20 protein-coding genes are annotated in these 16,777 nt (G+C 69.9%); 8 read left to right on the top strand and 12 right to left on the bottom strand.

Features of this window, described 5'->3' with window-relative positions; all coding sequences use genetic code 11:
• Nucleotides 1–2: 2 nt before the first annotated feature.
• The 6 genes from malQ to ABZ406_RS28820 all read right to left on the bottom strand — a co-directional run bounded on the left by malQ (nucleotide 3) and on the right by ABZ406_RS28820 (nucleotide 7,120).
• Entirely contained in the window at nucleotides 3–2,063 is a 2,061-nt protein-coding gene (malQ, locus tag ABZ406_RS28845; protein WP_357768283.1) for a 4-alpha-glucanotransferase, read from the bottom strand.
• 240 nt (nucleotides 2,064–2,303) lie between these two features.
• Nucleotides 2,304–3,512, bottom strand: coding sequence for a sn-glycerol-3-phosphate ABC transporter ATP-binding protein UgpC (gene ugpC / locus ABZ406_RS28840; RefSeq protein ID WP_357768280.1), 1,209 nt, complete (start codon nucleotides 3,510–3,512; stop codon nucleotides 2,304–2,306).
• Nucleotides 3,513–3,521: 9 nt separating this feature from the next.
• Nucleotides 3,522–4,358, bottom strand: coding sequence for a carbohydrate ABC transporter permease (locus tag ABZ406_RS28835; protein ID WP_357768277.1), 837 nt, complete (start codon nucleotides 4,356–4,358; stop codon nucleotides 3,522–3,524).
• A gap of 1 nt (nucleotide 4,359) precedes the next feature.
• A complete protein-coding gene (locus tag ABZ406_RS28830) occupies nucleotides 4,360–5,358 on the bottom strand; it encodes a sugar ABC transporter permease (RefSeq protein ID WP_357768274.1) in 999 nt (332 codons plus the stop codon).
• Nucleotides 5,355–6,641, bottom strand: a complete 1,287-nt coding sequence (locus ABZ406_RS28825) for an ABC transporter substrate-binding protein (protein ID WP_357768271.1) — start codon at nucleotides 6,639–6,641, stop codon at nucleotides 5,355–5,357. The genes ABZ406_RS28830 and ABZ406_RS28825 overlap by 4 nt, the downstream gene beginning before the upstream one ends.
• A 224-nt stretch (nucleotides 6,642–6,865) precedes the next feature.
• Nucleotides 6,866–7,120, bottom strand: coding sequence for a flavin reductase (locus ABZ406_RS28820; RefSeq protein WP_357768350.1), 255 nt, complete (start codon nucleotides 7,118–7,120; stop codon nucleotides 6,866–6,868).
• 279 nt (nucleotides 7,121–7,399) lie between these two features.
• Here ABZ406_RS28820 and ABZ406_RS28815 point away from each other — a divergent pair, with 279 nt between their 5' ends.
• The 5 genes from ABZ406_RS28815 to ABZ406_RS28795 all read left to right on the top strand — a co-directional run bounded on the left by ABZ406_RS28815 (nucleotide 7,400) and on the right by ABZ406_RS28795 (nucleotide 10,156).
• Entirely contained in the window at nucleotides 7,400–8,200 is an 801-nt protein-coding gene (locus ABZ406_RS28815) for a helix-turn-helix transcriptional regulator (protein WP_357768268.1), read from the top strand.
• Nucleotides 8,194–8,376 (top strand): DUF397 domain-containing protein, encoded by a 183-nt coding sequence (locus ABZ406_RS28810; protein ID WP_357768347.1) that lies wholly within the window; start codon nucleotides 8,194–8,196, stop codon nucleotides 8,374–8,376. The genes ABZ406_RS28815 and ABZ406_RS28810 overlap by 7 nt, the downstream gene beginning before the upstream one ends.
• A 138-nt stretch (nucleotides 8,377–8,514) precedes the next feature.
• Nucleotides 8,515–9,216, top strand: a complete 702-nt coding sequence (locus ABZ406_RS28805) for a VOC family protein (protein ID WP_357768265.1) — start codon at nucleotides 8,515–8,517, stop codon at nucleotides 9,214–9,216.
• A gap of 185 nt (nucleotides 9,217–9,401) precedes the next feature.
• A complete protein-coding gene (locus ABZ406_RS28800; protein WP_357768262.1) occupies nucleotides 9,402–9,833 on the top strand; it encodes a hypothetical protein in 432 nt (143 codons plus the stop codon).
• Between the two features lie 47 nt (nucleotides 9,834–9,880).
• Nucleotides 9,881–10,156, top strand: coding sequence for a hypothetical protein (locus tag ABZ406_RS28795; protein WP_357768259.1), 276 nt, complete (start codon nucleotides 9,881–9,883; stop codon nucleotides 10,154–10,156).
• Between the two features lie 13 nt (nucleotides 10,157–10,169).
• On the opposite strand, the gene ABZ406_RS28790 is transcribed toward ABZ406_RS28795, so the two are convergent.
• Together ABZ406_RS28790 and ABZ406_RS28785 are read right to left on the bottom strand one after the other, a co-directional pair.
• Entirely contained in the window at nucleotides 10,170–10,949 is a 780-nt protein-coding gene (locus tag ABZ406_RS28790) for a L,D-transpeptidase family protein (RefSeq protein ID WP_357768256.1), read from the bottom strand.
• Nucleotides 10,950–11,352: 403 nt separating this feature from the next.
• On the bottom strand, nucleotides 11,353–12,063 hold the full coding sequence (locus ABZ406_RS28785; RefSeq protein WP_357768253.1) for an HAD family hydrolase: 711 nt from the start codon (nucleotides 12,061–12,063) through the stop codon (nucleotides 11,353–11,355).
• Between the two features lie 174 nt (nucleotides 12,064–12,237).
• Between ABZ406_RS28785 and ABZ406_RS28780 the strand changes: the two genes are divergently transcribed.
• Nucleotides 12,238–12,876, top strand: a complete 639-nt coding sequence (locus tag ABZ406_RS28780; protein ID WP_357768250.1) for a hypothetical protein — start codon at nucleotides 12,238–12,240, stop codon at nucleotides 12,874–12,876.
• Between the two features lie 24 nt (nucleotides 12,877–12,900).
• Here the strand turns inward: ABZ406_RS28780 and ABZ406_RS28775 are convergent, their stop codons facing one another.
• Together ABZ406_RS28775 and ABZ406_RS28770 are read right to left on the bottom strand one after the other, a co-directional pair.
• On the bottom strand, nucleotides 12,901–13,479 hold the full coding sequence (locus tag ABZ406_RS28775; protein ID WP_357768247.1) for a TetR/AcrR family transcriptional regulator: 579 nt from the start codon (nucleotides 13,477–13,479) through the stop codon (nucleotides 12,901–12,903).
• An 80-nt stretch (nucleotides 13,480–13,559) separates the two neighbouring features.
• Nucleotides 13,560–14,453: an RNA polymerase sigma-70 factor gene (locus ABZ406_RS28770; protein WP_357768244.1), complete on the bottom strand. Its 894-nt coding sequence runs from the start codon at nucleotides 14,451–14,453 to the stop codon at nucleotides 13,560–13,562.
• Between the two features lie 182 nt (nucleotides 14,454–14,635).
• On the opposite strand from ABZ406_RS28770, the gene ABZ406_RS28765 reads away from it, so the two are divergent.
• Both ABZ406_RS28765 and ABZ406_RS28760 read left to right on the top strand, forming a co-directional pair.
• Nucleotides 14,636–15,019: a DoxX family protein gene (locus ABZ406_RS28765; protein WP_357768241.1), complete on the top strand. Its 384-nt coding sequence runs from the start codon at nucleotides 14,636–14,638 to the stop codon at nucleotides 15,017–15,019.
• Between the two features lie 53 nt (nucleotides 15,020–15,072).
• Nucleotides 15,073–15,462 carry a hypothetical protein gene (locus ABZ406_RS28760; RefSeq protein WP_357768238.1) on the top strand — a complete coding sequence of 130 codons (390 nt, stop codon included), beginning with the start codon at nucleotides 15,073–15,075 and terminating at the stop codon, nucleotides 15,460–15,462.
• 174 nt (nucleotides 15,463–15,636) lie between these two features.
• Here ABZ406_RS28760 and ABZ406_RS28755 read toward each other — a convergent pair whose 3' ends face one another.
• The gene (locus tag ABZ406_RS28755; RefSeq protein ID WP_357768234.1) at nucleotides 15,637–15,795 is read right to left on the bottom strand and encodes a hypothetical protein; all 159 of its coding nucleotides are present in this window, start codon (nucleotides 15,793–15,795) and stop codon (nucleotides 15,637–15,639) included.
• Nucleotides 15,796–15,984: 189 nt separating this feature from the next.
• Nucleotides 15,985–16,452, bottom strand: a complete 468-nt coding sequence (locus tag ABZ406_RS28750) for a hypothetical protein (RefSeq protein WP_357768231.1) — start codon at nucleotides 16,450–16,452, stop codon at nucleotides 15,985–15,987.
• Nucleotides 16,453–16,777: the final 325 nt, after the last annotated feature.

Here is a 16,777-nt window from a genome sequence, read left to right as displayed (position 1 = left end):
CGTCACTCCTCGTCGGCGGCCGGGGTCCGGCCGGCCGGTCGTGGGCGGGCGGCGCTGAGCAGGTCGACGATGCGGGCCACCCGCGGGTCCGCGCGAATCTGCGCCACGCTCGCCGGCAGCGGCAGCCGCCAGTTCGGATACTCGTCGACAGTGCCCGGCATGTTGGGTTGGCGCACCTCGCCGAGCACGTCGTAGAGGGAGACGCCGAGCAGCCGGGTCGGGCTGGCCGCGAGGGCGGCGTGCATCGCCACCACCACCTCACCGTCGTCAGGTGCCGCTGCCGCATCGGGCACCACCTGATCGGTATCCGTCCTTTGCTCTGCACCCGCGGATGCGACAGTCACGGCCGGTAGCTGCGGCGTCGGCGCGGGCAGCAGCTTCTCGGTGCGCAACATGCCGAGCAGCCGTTCCCGATCGGCGGCGGCGCGGGCCCGCTCCACCGCCACGTCGGTGTCGAGCAGTTTCAACTCGTCGCGCACCCGCACGTGCTCGCCGGTCAGGAAGCCCGGAGCGGTGGGCAGGTCATGAGTGGAGATCGTGGCGAGAGCGTTGCGCGGCCACCGGGCCGGTGGAACAAAGTCACCGGCGTCGTCACGCGCGAACCACAGCACTGTCGAACCGAGCATGTTGCGCCCCCGCAACCCTCGGGTCACCGCCGGTTGGACCGTACCAAGATCCTCACCGACCACCACCGCACCTGCCCGGTGCGCTTCCAGGGCGAGGATGCCGAGCATGGCCTCCGCGTCGTACCGCACGTAGGTGCCCTCGGCCGCCCCGCCGCCCGGCGGCACCCACCACAGCCGCCACAGACCGGCGACGTGGTCGACCCGCAGGCCACCCGCGTGCCGCAGCCCGCGGCGCAGCATGTCCCGGTAGGCGGCGTACCCGGTGGCGGCGAGCCGGTCCGGGCGCCACGCGGCGAGCCCCCAGTCCTGGCCGAGCTGGTTGAAGTCGTCCGGCGGCGCACCGACGCGCACCCCCTGGGCCAGCACGTCGGCGAGCTGCCACCCGTCCGCACCGCCCGGGTCGATGCCGACGGCCAGGTCGTGCACGACGCCCACCGGCATCCCCGCCGAACGGGCCGCCGCCGTGACGGCGTCGAGCTGCTCGTCGCAGAGGTGTTGCAGCCAGGCGTGGAAGGCCACCCGGTCGGCGAGCTGCCGACGCTGCTTCGCGACCGCCGGGGCGTCCGGGTGGTGCAGCTCCGCCGGCCAGGCACGCCAGTCGTTGCCGTACCGCTCGGCCAACGCGCACCAGGTGGCGAAACTGGTGAGCGCCGGGTCCGCGGCAAAATCCACCGGCTGGGCGTACGGGTGCAGCAACTCCAGCGCGCGCCGCTTGGCGGCCCACACCTCGTCGTAGTTGATCAGGAAACCCAGGTCGGGACGCAGCGCGTCGACCACCGCACGGGTCGCCGGGTCCGCCGCCCGGTACGCGGCGGTGTCGCTCACCCGCAGGTACAGCGGGTTGACGAAGCGTCGACTGGCGGGCGAATACGGTGAGGTGGCCACCGGATGCGCCGGCCCGACCGCGTGCAGCGGGTTGAGCAGCACCAGACCGGCCCCGGTGTCCCCGGCCCACCCGGTGAACTCGGCAAGGTCACCGAGGTCGCCCATCCCCCAGGAACGTTCCGAGCTGAGCGCGTAGAGCTGGAGCATCCACCCCCACGTCCGCGGCGGCACGGGCAGCCGGCGCGGCACCACCACCAGCGTCACGTCCCGCTCGGCGCAGGCCAGCCGGTGCCAACCCAGCGGCAGGTCCGCTGGCAGCTCACCGTCCACGGCGCGACGACCACCGTCCTCCAGGGTCACCACCCCCGGGCCGGGCAGCGCCCGGCTGCGCCCCTGCACCAGCACGACGGTCTCCGGCAGGGCGCTCCGGTCGACAGCACGGGCGGCGGCGAGCGCGTCGGCGATGGCCGTCGGGCTGGTGGCGTCCACCCCGAGCAGCCCCAGCACACCGACCACGGTTTCCGGTGCGACCTCGACGCGGCGCTGCCGCCAGTCCTCGTACCAGGTGGAAACACCGTGTGCGTTGGCCAGCGCGGCCAATCGTCGGTTCATCCGTCCCCCGCTTCCCACGCGACCTTCGACCACCCTGCCACGCCCAACCCCACCCCGCAGCGCCCAACCCCAACCCGCACCCCGCACCCCGTGCCCTCGCCCCGCGCCCCTCGCCCCTCGCCCCTCGCCCCTCGCCCCGCCGATCTTGCAGTTTGTGTGCCGACATAAGGGGCAATCCACCTGTTTCGACAACCGAAACTGCAAGATCGACGCGAGCTAAGCGCGAGGCCGGGCCGGGCTTTAGTCGGCTAGTGCTCCGGCGGCTCGGCCTTCGTGCAGGGTCAGGTTGCGGCCGGTGGCTGGGTCGAACAGGTGGATCTTCTCCAGGTTGAACCAGACCCGGCGGGACTGGCCCTCGGCGACCGGGGACTCCGCGGACAGGCGGGTGACCAGGTTGCCGCCCGCGCCGGCGAAGTCGGCGGCACCGGCGTCGGCGGCCAGCTCCTCCAATTCGGCGGCGCTTGCCTTCTCCCCCTCGACGGTGAAGTAGACGTACTTGTCCGAGCCCATCGACTCGACGATGTCCACCGGTGCCTCGAATTCCATGCCCCGCCGACGGGTGTCGTCGTCGATCAGTTCGGCGTCCTCGAAGTGCTCGGGGCGGATGCCGAGGATCAGCTCGCGGGGCGCGTCGGCCGACTCCAGTTCGCGGCGTACCCGGTCACCGATCGGCACCTTTCCCAGGGCGGTGTGCAACTCGCCGTCCTGCACGGCGGCGTGCAGGAAATTCATCGACGGTGAGCCGATGAAGCCGGCCACGAAGAGGTTCTTCGGGTGGTCGTACAGCTCCTGGGGTGGCCCGATCTGCTGCACCGCGCCCCCGCGCATGATCACCACACGGTCGCCGAGGGTCATCGCCTCGGTCTGGTCGTGGGTGACGTAAACGGTGGTGGTGCCGAGCTGCTTCTGGAGGCGGGACACGACGGTGCGCATCTGCACCCGCAGCTTGGCGTCGAGGTTGGACAACGGCTCGTCCATCAGGAACGCCTTCGGCTGGCGGACGATCGCCCGTCCCATCGCCACCCGCTGACGCTGGCCACCGGAGAGGTTGGCCGGCTTGCGGTCCAGCAGTGAGGTCAGCTCCAGCACCTTCGCCGCCTCGTCGACCTTGCGGTCGATGGTCTCCTTGTCGAGCTTCGCCAGCCGCAACGGGAACGCCATGTTCTCCCGCACCGTCATGTTCGGGTACAGCGCGTACGACTGGAACACCATCGCGATGTCCCGGTCCCGGGGGGCCTTGTCGTTGACCCGCTGCCCGGCGATGCGTAGCTCACCGGAGCTGATGTCCTCCAGCCCGGCGATCATGTTGAGGGTGGTGGACTTTCCGCAGCCGGAGGGCCCGACCAGGATCACGAACTCGCCGTCGGCGATTTCCAGGTCGACGTCCTGCACGGCGACGGTCCCGTCCGGGAAGCTCTTGCTCACCTTGTCCAGCACGATGTCAGCCATGACTACCACCTATCCCTTGACTGCGCCGGAGGTCAGACCGGACACGATGCGACGCTGGAAGAAGAGGACGAACAGAATGATCGGCACGGTGATCACCACGGCGGCGGCGCAGATCGCCCCGGTGGGGTCCTCGAACTGCGACGCGCCGGTGAAGAACGACAACGCGGCCGGCACCGTGCGGGACCGCTCGGTCGAGGTCAGCGAGATGGCGAACAGGAAGTCGTTCCAGCAGAAGATGAAGACCAGGATCGCCGTGGTGAACAGTCCGGGCGCGGCCAGTGGCGCGATGACCCGCCGGAACGCCTGCCCCTGGGTGGCGCCGTCCATCTTGGCGGCCTTCTCCAGATCCCAGGGGATCTGCTTGAAGAACGCCGACAGCGTGTAGATCGCCAGCGGCAGCGCGAAGGTGATGTACGGCAGGATCAGCCCGAGCCAGGTGTCGAAGATCCTGAGCTGTCGTTCGATCTCGAACAGCGGCGACACCAGTGACACCTGGGGGAACATCGCGATCAGCAGTGAGACGCCGACCAGCAGCTTCTTGCCGGGGAAGTCCAGCCGGCTGATGGCGTACGCGGCCATCGCCCCGAGCACCACCGCGACGAGGGTGGCGATCAGCGCGATGCCGATCGAGTTGACCAGCGCCCGGACGAACTGGTCGGTGTCGAAGATGGTCCGGTAGTTGTCGAGCGTCCACTCCCGGGGGATGAAGTTCCCGTCGGTGAGGGTGGCCGGCGTCTTGAACGACAGCGACGCGATCCACAGCACCGGGACCAGCGCGAAGACGACCACGAGGACGTCGAGCAGACCCCAGCGCAGTTTTGCCCTGGTGGTGGTTTCGACAGCCATGTCAGCGCCTCTCGGAGTCGTCGCTGCCGGGGGCAGCGGTGCCGAACAGCTTCACGAAGACGAAGGCGATGATCGCCACGGTGATGAAGATCAGCACCGACATCGTCGAGCCGATGCCGAGGTTGAGACCCCGGATCAGGTTGTTGTAGGCGAGCATCGACACGGATGAGGTCTCGTTGCCGCCGGCGGTCAACACGAAGATGTTGTCGAAGACCCGGAACGCGTCGAGGGTGCGGAACAGCAACGCGACGAGGATCGCCGGCTTCATCACCGGCAGCATCACCTTCGTGAACTTCTGCCAGGCGGTGGCGCCGTCGGTGGAGGCCGCCTTGAGCAGGTCCTCCGGCACGAGTGCCAGCCCGGCCATCAGCAGCAACGCCATGAACGGGGTGGTCTTCCAGATCTCCGCCAGCATGATGATCGCCAGGGAGCTGGCCCGTTCGGTGAGCGGCGCGCCGTCGCTGAACAGGTCGGCCAGGTAGCCGGTGCCGGGCGTCCAGGCGTACCGCCACGAGAACGCGGCGACCACCGTGACGATGCCGTAGGGGATCAGTGCGGAGGTCCGGACCAGGCCGCGGCCGATGATGGTGCGGTGCATGATGATCGCCAGGCCCATGCCGAGCACCAGCTCGATCGCCACGGTGACCACCGTGATCAGCGCGGTCACCCCGAACGCGGTCCACCAGAACTCGTTGGTGAGCACTGTGACGTAGTTCTCCAGGCCGATGAACTCACGCTGGTCGGGAAAGCGCAGGTCGAAGCGCTGCAACGACAACCACACCGAATAGATGATCGGGTACGCGGTCACCGCGATCATGACCAGCGCGGCCGGCGCGCAGAGCAGCAGCCCGAGCCGGCGTTCGGCCTTCTTGTTCGCGCTCAACGGGGGCTTGCGACGGCCGCCGCGCTGGGTGGGCACCGCCGGGCGCTGGACGTCGGTCTGCTCGGGCGTCTCGGTGGTGGCGGGCCGGGTCACGGTCGGCTCACTCCTCGCGCTCATGGAAGGACCCCCTTGGACTGGAGGGCGTCGGCGATGGCGCCACGCAGCTCGTCGGCGGTCTGCTGTGGACGGATGTCCGACGGCGGCGACAAGATCGCCGACATCACAGTGGAGATGCTCTGGTAGGCGGGGGTCAGCGGACGCGTCGCCGGCTCCTTCAGCTCCTCCAGGATGGTGTCCTTCATCGGGTACGCCTCGGTCATCTCGGGGTCGTCGAAGACCGCCTCGATGGTGGGCGGCACCCCGTCGTTGATGGCGGAGAACTTCTGGTGCTCGGCGCTGCGGATGCACCGGGCGGCCTCGAAGGTCTGCTCCGGGTGCTTGGAGTAGGAGCTGACCGCCAGGTTGACCCCACCGATGGTGACCTTGCTGGGGGTGCCCTCGTCGAGGCCCGGGATCCGCGCCCAGCCGACCTGCTTGGCCAGCTCCGGGTTCGCCTCTTGAAGGGCCGGGTAGACGAACGGCCAGTTCACCTGGAACGCGCCCGAGCCGGACTGGAACTCCAACCGGACCGGGTCCTCGGTGGCGTTGCTGAACGACGGCGACGTCACGCCCGACGTGGCGAACTTCTTCAGCTGCTCCAGCGCCCGGACCGTACCGTCGTCCATCACGGCCTTCTTGCCGTCGTCGCTGAGGATCTTTCCACCGGCGCTCTCGGCCAGGGTGTTGTAGAGGACGACCAGACCTTCGTACTGGGCGCCCATGGTGAGCACCTGGTACGGCTTGCCCTGGTCCTTGAGCTGTTGGGCCGCGCTGATCATCTGGTCCCAGGTGGTCGGCGGCTGCGGCACCAGGTCCTTGCGGTACCAGAGCAACTGGACGTTCGTGTTCTTCGGTGCCGCGTACAGCTTGTCCTCGTACCGGGCGGTGTCCAACGGCCCGGCGAGGGTGCCCTGCTCGACCTCGGCCTTGTCCTGGCCGGTCCACTCTCGAATCCAGTCGGCGCTGGCGAACTCCTGGGTCCAGGTGACGTCCAGCCCGAGCAGGTCCATTCCGCTGTCCTCGGCGGCCAACCGGCGCACCATCTGCACCCGCTGGTCGTCTGCCTGCCGGGGCAGCACCCGGTAGGCGATCTCGTACCGCCCCTGGGCCTGCGCGTTGCAGTCGTCGACGACTTTCTGCAGGTTCTGCTCGGGCGGGTAGTACATGTTGATCGTCGGTGGGCCGCCAGCGTCGTCAGCGCCGCACGCGGCCAGCGGTGCGACGAGTGCCAGCGCGGCAGCGGCCACGCCCAGCCGTGCAACCGGCCGGCGTCGGTGTCGAGCCGTTTCGGGGTCCGTCATCGCACTCCCCCTCTCCTCGGCGAAAGGCCGGGGAGGGCATCCGTGCCCCGGCGCACGGCGAGCCGATTCCGAGTCGGCAAGCTGCGGAAACACCGGCTCGGACACTCTGTACGGCTACTCTGCCCCACCCGTTGAGCCACGAAACCTGGCTGTTACATCGAGCGTGCGCACAGCCACTGGCCGCGGGTGCCCTGCGCGTCGACCAGCGGCACGGCGGCCGGCCGTCAGCCCCGGGCTCGGGCCCAGGAAAGGAAGCGTTCGGTCATCCGGGTCGGCGGGTGGTCCGGGTGGAGTTGGGTGAGCTGGTTCGTCGCCTCGTGCATCAGGGTGCCGAGGTAGATCAGCAGCGAAGTGCGGCTGGCCCGGTACTCCGTCAGCAGGGCGAGCTTGGCCGGCTGACAGGGCCATTCGCTGCCACAGTTGCGGCACCGCCACAGCGGGCGCATGGCGACGTGCGGGACGGGCGGCCGGACCACCATCACCGCCACCGCACCGCTGGCTGCCGGTCCGTCGGGGTGGGCACATCGACCTCCTCGGGGGCGGGGTGGGGGCCGCTCCCGCAAGGGGGGAACGGGAGCGACCCCGGGGGCAGGGCCCACCGCCGCCATTGCGGCCACCGGCAGACCCGCCACTGGTGACAGTCTGGTGATGACACGACTACCGTCGATACGTGCTCGCGCCATCCGTGCAGCTCAGCGGTCCAGGTGAGCACAGCCGAGGGACACGCCGAGCCAGACTGAGCGAAGGTTGGGGAATCGATGGGGACCGTCACCGACTACGTGCTTGACGAACTGCGCCTGTTCCGGACGGAGGTCGGGCTCAGCCAGGACGACTTCGGCAGGGGCATCGGCTATTCGGGTTCGCACGTCAGTTCCGTGGAGACCGGTGGGCGTCCGCCCACAAAGGAGTACATGCGGGCTGTCGACACCCACCACCGGACCGGTGGGCGGTTCCTGCGCATGTTGGACGGGTTGGCCCGGCTCGACGCCGAGCCGGCCTGGCTGCGCGAGTGGATCGAGTTCGAGCGGGAGGCCACCACGCTGCGCTGGTTCGAGTTGGCGTACGTGCCGGGCCTGCTCCAGACCGAGCGGTACGCGCGCGCCACACTGGCCGGTGGCCGGTTCGACGCCGAGGACGTGGACCGGATCGTCGCCTCCCGGCTGGAGCGGCAGGCGATCCTGCACCGCCCGCACCCGCCGCAGCTCATCGCGGTGCTGGACGAGGCGGTGTTGCGCCGGCCGGTGCTCAATCAGCCGGGCCTCATGGTCGAGCAGTGCGAACACCTCGCCCAGTTGACGGCGGCGGAGCATATCCAGGTGCACATCGTCCCGACGGATGCTGGAATGTACCTGGGGCTGGCTGGTCAGTTCATCATCGCCGAGATGCCCGACGGTGAGCGGGTGGCGCACGCCGACAACCAGCTCACCGCACAGTTCGTCGATGCTTCGACCGACGTCGCTAAGCTGGCGAAGACATGGGAGATCGTGCGGAACGAGGCGCTCCCCCGCCGGCAGTCAAGCGACCTGATCAAGGAAGTGGCCAAGTCATGGGCATGCTGACCCCCCAGTGGCGCAAGTCGACCCGGTCCGGCGGCAACGGCGGGTCCTGCGTCGAGGTCGCCGACAACCTGCCGAGCGTGGTGCTGGTGCGCGACACCAAGGACCGCGACGGCGGCACCCTGCACATCGCCCCCACGGCCTGGAAGACCTTCATCGCGTACGCCAAGCAGCACTGACCCGGAGAAGCCCGCGCGCCGCGCCGATCTTGCAGTTCCTGTTGTCGATATGCGGGGAATGCCGCCTGTGTCGGGACAGTAAGTGCAAGATCGCGGCCAGGCCCAGCGCCCGCCCTCGGGAGCAGGCATGCTGGCACGATGATCGCGCGCTTCAAGGACCTCTGCCTGGACGCCCACGACCCGCTCGCCCTCGGCGCCTTCTGGGCCCGGATGCTCGACGGGGACGTGGCCGACGCCGGCGATGGCGACACCCGCGTCGACCCGCGCTCCGCACGCTCCCACGCCGAGTCGATCTGGGTGAACAGGGTGCCCGAACCGCGGGTCGTCAAGACCCGCGTACACCTCGATCTGCGGTTGGCCGACGCGGACCCGGCGGCGCTGCTCGCGGACGGCGCCCGACTGGTGCGCGAACCGACCGGCGACGACACCTGGTGGGTGCTTGTCGACCCGGAGGGCAACGAGTTCTGCGCGTTCGCGGCTCGCGAGGGCACCCGGCCAGGTCCGTTCGAGCTGGTCGTCGACTCGGCCGACCCGGTCGCGCAGGCAACCTGGTGGGCCGGGGTGGTCGGCGGCACCGTCGAGGACGAGTCGACCCACGCGGGAGTCACCGGCGCGGCCGGGTTCCCCTGGGACTACTGGGTCTTCGCCGGCGTGCCCGAGCCCAAGACGGTCAAGAACCGAATGCACTGGGACGTCGACCTGATCGACCCGGAGCCGACCGCGCTGCTCGACGCCGGCGCGACACTGCTGCACGAGTCGAACGCCCAGAGCCGATGGTGGGTGCTCGCCGACCCGGAGGGCAACGAGTTCTGCGCCTTCGCACCACGCACCACCGGGTGAACGACCGACTACCGAGCGCGGGCGTCGTCAGCTAGCGTTTTCCTAGCGCCGTAGCTGGCGCGTTCGCCACCGCCGTCGACACGCCTCCGGCCGACCCACGCCTGCCCGATCGGTTGGTAATCGCGGGAACCACCCACCGCCCCTCCCCCGGTTCGGCAGGATCGTCCCAACGAGGAGGTGCCGTCGTGCAGGACACCCGCGCTCTCGCCCTGACATTCGAGGTGAGCGGCCTGCCACCGGTCAAGACCGAAGCGTTGTCCATCTTCGCCGCCGGGCACCGGCAGGCGACGAGGGTCCGCACCCTGCTCCAGGCCGCCCTCGTCGCGGCCCAGCGCACCGGCTGGACACCGTTGCCCGGGCCGGTCGAGGTGGACCTGGTGTTGCGCTGCCCGCCCGGGCACCGTACGTCCGACGCCAGCACCCTGCTCGGCGGCATCTGCGCGGTGTTGCAGGACAAGAAGCGGGTGTCGACCATCGGCCTCGCCCACCTCGGCGTCCTGGTGGACGTCGCTCTGTACGACGACGACCGGCAGATCCGCCGGTTGTCGTACCACGAGGAACCGGCGGAGGACTTCTCGTACCAGGTGCGGGTCGCCGCCGTACCGACCGGGGTTTGACCGACGTCCGCGGTGGGGTATCGCGGACGCCGACGAAGGGAGCACCGATGACGGAGCCACATGTCACGCTCGACCCCCGCGGGCTCGACCCCGTGCAGCAGAAGCTGCGCGGCCCGCTGGAGGAGCAGCTGACCTCGGCGCTTCAGGCCGCCACCGACCGGGTCCGCGCCGGCTACGCCGGCGAACCGGTCGAACAGGTCTGCCAACAACTGTTGGAGGAGACCCGCTCCGGGTTGCATCCCGACATCGCCGCCGGCTTCAACCCGGACATGGACGAGTTCTGCAAGGTGGCGGTGGCGATCGTCCGACGCGAGGCCGGCTGAGCCGCAACCCCTCTCAATACCTGCTGAGCTGGGCGTACGGGCTGAGCACGATCCGCGGTGACAGCGCCGGGTCCAGCCAGTTGAGCACGTTGACCAGGTGATCGTGGGCGAGCGAGACACAGCCGGCGGTGGCGTTGCCGGCGCTGGTGCTGAACTGGTGCAGGAAGATCCCACTGCCCGCGTTCGGCACCGGCTTCGGGACGTTCGGCGTCATGTTGTAGGTGATCACCGCGAAGTGCGTGTACGCGGGGACCTCCTTCCACAACGCCTCGCTGGCCCCGCCCGGGTTCGTCGTACTGTGCTCGAACGTGTTGTAGCGCGACGACGACGGGTTCTCGTTCCACCAGTCACCGCTGACCAGCCGGTGGTAGGGGTACCGCACACCCGGGTTGGCGGAGATGCCGTACATGGTGCTGCCGATCGAGTAGACGCCCGTCGGCGTGGTCGGCACACCCTCCACGTGGTTGTCGCTGAAGCCCTTCGAGCCGATCCGGGCGGGCAACTTCGCCGCGGCCGGCTGCCAGCCGTTGCGCACCCGCACGTACGCCTCGAGCGTCGCGTACGTGGTGGTGTAGCTGGTGGCGCCGACAATGATCACCTGCTTCGTCTCCGCCGGCAGCGTCCGCAACTCGGTGGCCCGGTTGTGACGCGGCACCCGAGGGCCGGGAACCGGGGCGATGCCCCAGGCCGGTTGCGGCCGCACTGTCGCACCGAGTGCGGGAGCGGCCGGTGCGAGCACGGCCGGTGCGGCCAGACCCGCCGCCGCGCCGAGCAGGAGAGATCTACGCTTCATGCCGCCATCCTGACAGTCGACCCGGCACACGGTCTGCCCCACTCGCCACCGTTTTCGCCGGCCGGGTCAGGACCGGGTCCGCAACTACCCGGCCCTGACCCCTCGGCCGCCCGACAGGGAAGCGGACAGCTCCGCCACCCCACCGCGGGGGCGTGACACGACGCCACCCGCCAGAACGGGGCCGGCCGGCCACTCCGTCAGCACTCAGCTCCACGGTGCTCACCCGCCGAACGCCGACGCGCCCGACACACCCCGAGGGGCAGCGAGCGCCGGACCAGGCTAGGCGGGCTCCGACCGGCCGGACAAGCCACGACGGTCGGCCCGCGGCAGGACTGCTCCCACTGTGAAAAACAGGCATCTCGGCGTAACGCGACCATGATCGCCGACGCTGTTCGGCTTCCGGTCAGAAGTGCCGCAGCAGGTCCCGGAACGCGGCGAGCCGCAACACCCTGTCGTCGGTCGGGTCCAGCTCGTCGTTCTCCAGCACCCACGTGTTCGCGTTCGGAATGAACACCGCGTTCAACCCGGCCGCCCGCGCCGGCAGGATGTCGGACTTCGGGGAGTTGCCGATCATCCACGCGTCGGCCGGCGCGAAGCCGTGCTCCCGCGTGAGCCACCGGTACGTGTCGACGTTCTTCTCGGCGACGATGTGCGCGGCCCCGAAGTGGTGCAGCAGGCCACAGGCGTCCAGCTTGCGCTGCTGCTCCTCAGTGTCGCCCTTGGTCAGCAGCAGCAACTCGTGCCGGCCCGCCAACTCGTCGAGCGCGTCGGCGACCCCGGGCATCAGCTCCACCTGGTGCTCGACCAGGGCCACCGCCAGCCGGTCGATCTCCTGGCGTTCGGCGTCGGTGGCCGGCCGTTCGCGCAGCCGCTCCAGGCACTCCGCGAGGCTGCGTAGGAAGACCTTGCTGCCGTACCCGTGCGCCACCGCGTTGGCCCGCTCGATGTCGTCGAGGACGGCCCGCAGCTCGGCCCGGTCCAGTGTGGGATGGTCCAGCCAGCCCAGGAAGTCGTCGATGACCCGCTCGAAGACGACGTTGTTCTCCCACAACGTGTCGTCCGCATCAAAGATCAACACTTGTGCCCGCTTCCGGGCCGCCACTCCGACAGTCATGCCGTCCCCTCCCCGTGCCACCGCCTCGAAGGCTGAGAGACAGGATAGGTGGAAGATCCATTTGAGATCTTCCCGGTTTTCGTGAACCGTTCCGGCGCGGCCGTCGTCATGCGCAGGCGACACCGATGATGATTTCCGCCCGACAGGTTCGGGACGGCTCCTGAGGAGTACGGCATGCTCACCATGAAGTGGATCACCGGCGCGGCCTTGCTGGCCTGCACCAGCGCGCTCGTGGGGTGCCAGGGCGGTGCCGACCGGGCGCCGGGCACCGCGGCGGGCACGCCGACGCCGACCGGCACCGTGACGAGCGCGCCGACGGCAGCGGCTCCGGCCTCCTCGGCGGCGGCGGCGACCGACCCGCTGCTGTCCGGCAAGCGCGAGGTCACGATCACCCGGGTACGGGGAAACGGGGAGGCGCTGGAACTCAGCGGGCGGCTCGAGGAAGGCGGCGACACCGGCGGTCGCACCCTGTTCGTGCCCACGCCCATCGGCGGCGACCGGTACGTGATCAAGGCGTTCGGCGTGAAGGACGACCACCCCGCCAACGACGACCCCTCCTGCTGGCAGGTCAACGGCCTGGACATCGAACCCGAACTGACGATCGGCGGCGTCGTCTGCGACCAGGACGACCCGATCCAGCGGTTCACCATCATCGCCAAGGGCAACGGCACGTACGCGATCGGCAGCGAAACCCGGTTCCTCCAGCACCTCCCCGGCAACGGCCTGATCCTCAAGGAGTTGGGCAACGCGAAGCTGAACACCACGTTCCGGTTCACCGACAAGGGTCCCGCCGACCGCGAGCCCATCAACTGACCGTGCGCGTCGGCGGGAGCGTGGTCACGGCCACCGCAGCAGCCGTTGCGCGATCAACGCTTCGCGATCCTCCTGCCCCTCGGGTCGGAGCCGGCCACCGCGGGTGAGCATCACCACGCCGTGCAGCAGACTCCACCCCACCTCGGCGAGAGTGTCCGGATCGCGGCCCTCGGCCAACGGCGTCAGCGCCGCCCGCAACTCGGCGAAGACCGCCCGCGGGGCGGCCGGCACACCATCCACGCCGAGGGCCAGGTCGGGGGTCAGCGCGAGCATCGCGTCATAGACCTCAGGATTGGTGTACGCGAAGTCGAGGTACGCGGTCGCGACCGCCGGCCAGACCCCCTCGGAGCTGCCGGCGGTCTCCGCGTGCGCCTCGGCGAGATCGGCGGCCAGATCGGCGAAGGCGCACACCGCGACGGCGGCGATGAGCGCCTCCAGATCGGCGAACTGCCGATAGATGTCACCCATGTCGATCTCGGTGCGTTCGGCGAGCCGTCGGGTGGTCACACCCGCCCAGCCCTCCGTCTCGGCCAACTCCCGCGCGACAGTGACGATGAGGTCACGCCGGTCCTGTTCAGTGGCCTTCTCGGCAGGTCCGGGCACGCCCACGAGCGTAAGGGCGCACACCTCCCGTAGCGGCCAGGTGACGGATTGGTGACTGTTCTGGCGCGCGGCGGGCCGCGTCAACGGCGCAGGGTGGTCTCACGCTGCATGTGCGACAACTTGACGGGGTTACGCACGGCGTAGACCCCGCTGATCAGACCGTCGTCGATCCGCAACGCGAGGACCGTGTCGACCGCGCCGTCCATCCGCAGAACCAGCGCCGGGTGGCCGTTGACCTGGGTGGGGTGCAGCGACATGGTCGCGGTCCTGGCGTGTGGGCTGCACAGCAGACGGGCCACCTTGTCGGCCCCGACGACAGGCCGCAACACGGCCTGCTTGATCCCGCCGCCGTCGCCGAGGAGCACGACATCCGGCGCGAGGACGTCGAGCAGGCCCTGCACGTCACCGGTCTCGACCGCCAGCCGGAACGCCGTGAGCGCACGCCGGGTCTCGGCCGGCGAGACCATCCCGCGGGGCCGGCGCGCGGCAACGTGCGCCCGTGCACGGTGGGCGATCTGACGGACCGCTGCCGGACTCTTGTCGACCGCCTCGGCGATCTCGTCGTAACCGAGGTCGAAGACCTCACGCAGGACGAACACCGCCCGCTCGGTCGGCGCGAGCGTCTCCAGCACCAGCAGCATCGCCATCGAGACGCTCTCGGCGAGCTCCACATCGTCGGCGACATCGGGTGCGGTCAACAACGGCTCGGGCAACCAGGAGCCGACGTAGGACTCCCTGCGCCGGCCGACCGCCCGCAGCCGGTTGAGCGACTGGCGGGCGGTGATCCGCACCAGGTACGCACGCTGGTCCCGCACCGTCGAGAGGTCCGCGTCCGCCCACCGCAGCCAGGTCTCCTGGAGTACGTCCTCCGCGTCGGCGGCCGAGCCGAGCATCTCGTACGCGACGGTGAAGAGCAGGTTTCGGTGGGTGACGAACGCGTCGACGGCCCGGTCCCCCCGATTGTCCGCATCCATGATCCCGCTCCCCGCATCCATGCGTTCCCCAGTCTCGCCGAGCTCGACCGCGTCGCCCACCAGACACCGGCCGCCGGTCTTCTGTGACGCCGGGTGCCAGTGCTCCCGGTCACCAGACGAGTTGTCACAGCGCACCGTCCGGCGGTGTCTGGTGGGCGACCCCGACACGGAATGGACAACTCATGAACCTGGCTCTGTGGATCGCAGCCGGAGTGCTGGCCGCAGTCGCCCTGACCGGCGGCATCACCAAGACATTCGTACCCAAGGAGAAGTTGGCCGCCGCCCACGGCGGCGGGTGGACCGCCGACGCCAGCGTGGGCTTCGTCAAGACCCTCGGCGTCCTCGAACTCCTGGCCGCTGTCGGTCTCATCCTGCCCGCCGTGCTGGACATCGCACCGGTGCTGGTGCCGGTGACGGCCATCTGCTGGGTCCTGCTGATGGTCGGCGCGATGATCACCCACCTGCGTCTCGGTGAGGGGACGTTCGTCGCGCTGAATCTGGTCTACCTCGCGCTTGCCGCGTTCGTCGCCTGGGGCCGCCTCGGACCGGAGCCGTTCACCGGCTGACCTGCGCCCACGCCCGCCCGGCTGGGCGGCGGTGCCCCCGCTACCATCGCGCGATGACATCGCGGACCGCGCTGAGGAGACGCACCGGACGCACCCTCGTGGCCGTGTCCGTCACGCTGGGCCTGCTGTCATGCCTGTGGGGCGTGTCGTTCCTCTGGTTGCAGCTGTCCAAGACCGAGGGAGCTGTGCCGCCGACGTCGCGAATGCCGCAGGTGCCCTCCGGGGCGACTGTCGCCGACGAGGGCACCGAGTGCGCCTCCGGTGGATGCTGGCGAACGATCACCCTGGTGCCGGCGGCAGGCCAGTCCCCGGAAGACCTGGCACGCGCGATGGGTCTCTCCGAGGAACTGCGCCTGCCGCCGACCCTGTTCGACCCGGCGTCGGTCTCCGTGGGCGCCGACCCCCGAGAGGGCACGCTGATCGTCCACGTCGGCTATCAGTGAGCCTTCCGCGCGTCAGCGTTTCACCTGTCCCAGCACGAACGCCGCCGCAGCCCTGGGCCGCGGGCCGGTCGACACGCTGCCCGCGTGCGCTCCTGAGGCGCGCGCCGGTCAGGCCCGCGTGCGCTCCTGAGGCGCGCGCCGGTCAGGCCCGCGTGATCATGCTGACCAGCCCGGTCAGGCCCGCGTGATCATGCTGACCAGCCCGGTCAGGCCCCGCGTGATCGTGCTGACCAGCCCGGTCAGGCCCCGCGTGATCGTGCTCGATCCAGGATCGAGTGGCCTCGCGAGGTCAACGACACCACTACAACCTGGTTCGAGCGCGATCATGGACACGGAACCGCAGCTCGTATACACCCGCAAGATCCACGCACTTTCCCTGATGTTGCTGCCTCCGGCGACCCCGAGACAGCAACATCAGGGAAGTTGCGCGGATCTTGCGGGTGGGCGGGGGCGGGCTCGGTTGGCGGGGGGCGGGCTCGGTTGGCGGGCTGGCGGTCGACTGTCGGTGCGACCCGTTCGGGCTCACTGATCAGACAATGCCTTGATGCCGTGGGCCTTGAGCAGCTCGGGCACGGGGTCGCCGGAGCGTCGACGGCCCGGACGCCAGATGCGCCCCACATTGACAGACGCGTTGGGCCCCGGCACGTCGTAGGGACCACCTCGGGGGTTGACCGCCAGGGTGGCCCCCCACATCCCCAGGTCCACCCAGCCCATGCGCTCGATCTCGTCCCAGGCGTAGGAACGCCGCAAGCCTGAACGATCGCGGACCAGCAGCCCCAGGTCGTCAGCGAACACCGCATTTCGCAGGCGCAGGACGGCGACGATGATCGATCCGACACCGAGCACCAGGGCGGTCCCGCTGAACAGGTCGAAGAACACCGAGACAACGATCATCGCCAGCAGGATCGCCCCCGGTATCGCGATGCCGGGCCAGACCCGCGACTGACCGAGGACATGCAACTCGCCCACCGGCTTCACCGACTCCCCCATGGCCGATCACGATAGTGAACGGCATGCACATTCGCGCTCCGCGCGAACAGCCCACGCCCGAAGCCCGCCGCCCGCCGCCCGCCGCCCGCCGCCCGCCGCCCGCAAGATCGTGCTCGATCCTGGATCTAGTGGCCTCCGGGCGCCAGCGACACCACTACAACGTGGATCGAGCGCGATCATGCGGCCGAAGCCACCGGGCGGGCGCAGGCACGGGCAGGCGCGGGCGCAGGCGTTGCCACCGCTCGCCGCGCCGAGCGGCCCGATGGACGCGAGCATCGCGATGTTGCACGCGGTGAAGGTGCCGGCGAGCCCCGACACGAATGCG

It is taken from the genome of Micromonospora sp. NPDC005710 (assembly GCF_040630995.1).
Taxonomy (GTDB): Bacteria; Actinomycetota; Actinomycetes; order Mycobacteriales; family Micromonosporaceae; genus Micromonospora.
Note: the sequence above shows the minus strand (reverse complement) of the source record. Positions and strands in the feature narration are given on the sequence as shown.

Bases quoted from the DNA above. Each gene is read 5' to 3' on its own strand.
- ABZ406_RS28825 (WP_357768271.1), bottom strand. From the start codon at position 6,641: ATGACGGACCCCGAAACGGCTCGACACCGACGCCGGCCGGTTGCACGG.
- ABZ406_RS28780 (WP_357768250.1), top strand. From the start codon at position 12,238: ATGCTCACCATGAAGTGGATCACCGGCGCGGCCTTGCTGGCCTGCACC.
- ABZ406_RS28750 (WP_357768231.1), bottom strand. From the start codon at position 16,452: ATGGGGGAGTCGGTGAAGCCGGTGGGCGAGTTGCATGTCCTCGGTCAG.
- malQ (WP_357768283.1), bottom strand. From the start codon at position 2,063: ATGAACCGACGATTGGCCGCGCTGGCCAACGCACACGGTGTTTCCACC.
- ABZ406_RS28785 (WP_357768253.1), bottom strand. From the start codon at position 12,063: ATGACTGTCGGAGTGGCGGCCCGGAAGCGGGCACAAGTGTTGATCTTT.
- ABZ406_RS28805 (WP_357768265.1), top strand. From the start codon at position 8,515: ATGATCGCGCGCTTCAAGGACCTCTGCCTGGACGCCCACGACCCGCTC.
- ABZ406_RS28760 (WP_357768238.1), top strand. From the start codon at position 15,073: ATGACATCGCGGACCGCGCTGAGGAGACGCACCGGACGCACCCTCGTG.
- ABZ406_RS28770 (WP_357768244.1), bottom strand. From the start codon at position 14,453: ATGGATGCGGACAATCGGGGGGACCGGGCCGTCGACGCGTTCGTCACC.
- ABZ406_RS28765 (WP_357768241.1), top strand. From the start codon at position 14,636: ATGAACCTGGCTCTGTGGATCGCAGCCGGAGTGCTGGCCGCAGTCGCC.
- ugpC (WP_357768280.1), bottom strand. From the start codon at position 3,512: ATGGCTGACATCGTGCTGGACAAGGTGAGCAAGAGCTTCCCGGACGGG.
- ABZ406_RS28835 (WP_357768277.1), bottom strand. From the start codon at position 4,358: ATGGCTGTCGAAACCACCACCAGGGCAAAACTGCGCTGGGGTCTGCTC.
- ABZ406_RS28830 (WP_357768274.1), bottom strand. From the start codon at position 5,358: ATGAGCGCGAGGAGTGAGCCGACCGTGACCCGGCCCGCCACCACCGAG.
- ABZ406_RS28810 (WP_357768347.1), top strand. From the start codon at position 8,194: ATGCTGACCCCCCAGTGGCGCAAGTCGACCCGGTCCGGCGGCAACGGC.
- ABZ406_RS28815 (WP_357768268.1), top strand. From the start codon at position 7,400: ATGGGGACCGTCACCGACTACGTGCTTGACGAACTGCGCCTGTTCCGG.
- ABZ406_RS28820 (WP_357768350.1), bottom strand. From the start codon at position 7,120: ATGGTGGTCCGGCCGCCCGTCCCGCACGTCGCCATGCGCCCGCTGTGG.
- ABZ406_RS28790 (WP_357768256.1), bottom strand. From the start codon at position 10,949: ATGAAGCGTAGATCTCTCCTGCTCGGCGCGGCGGCGGGTCTGGCCGCA.
- ABZ406_RS28795 (WP_357768259.1), top strand. From the start codon at position 9,881: ATGACGGAGCCACATGTCACGCTCGACCCCCGCGGGCTCGACCCCGTG.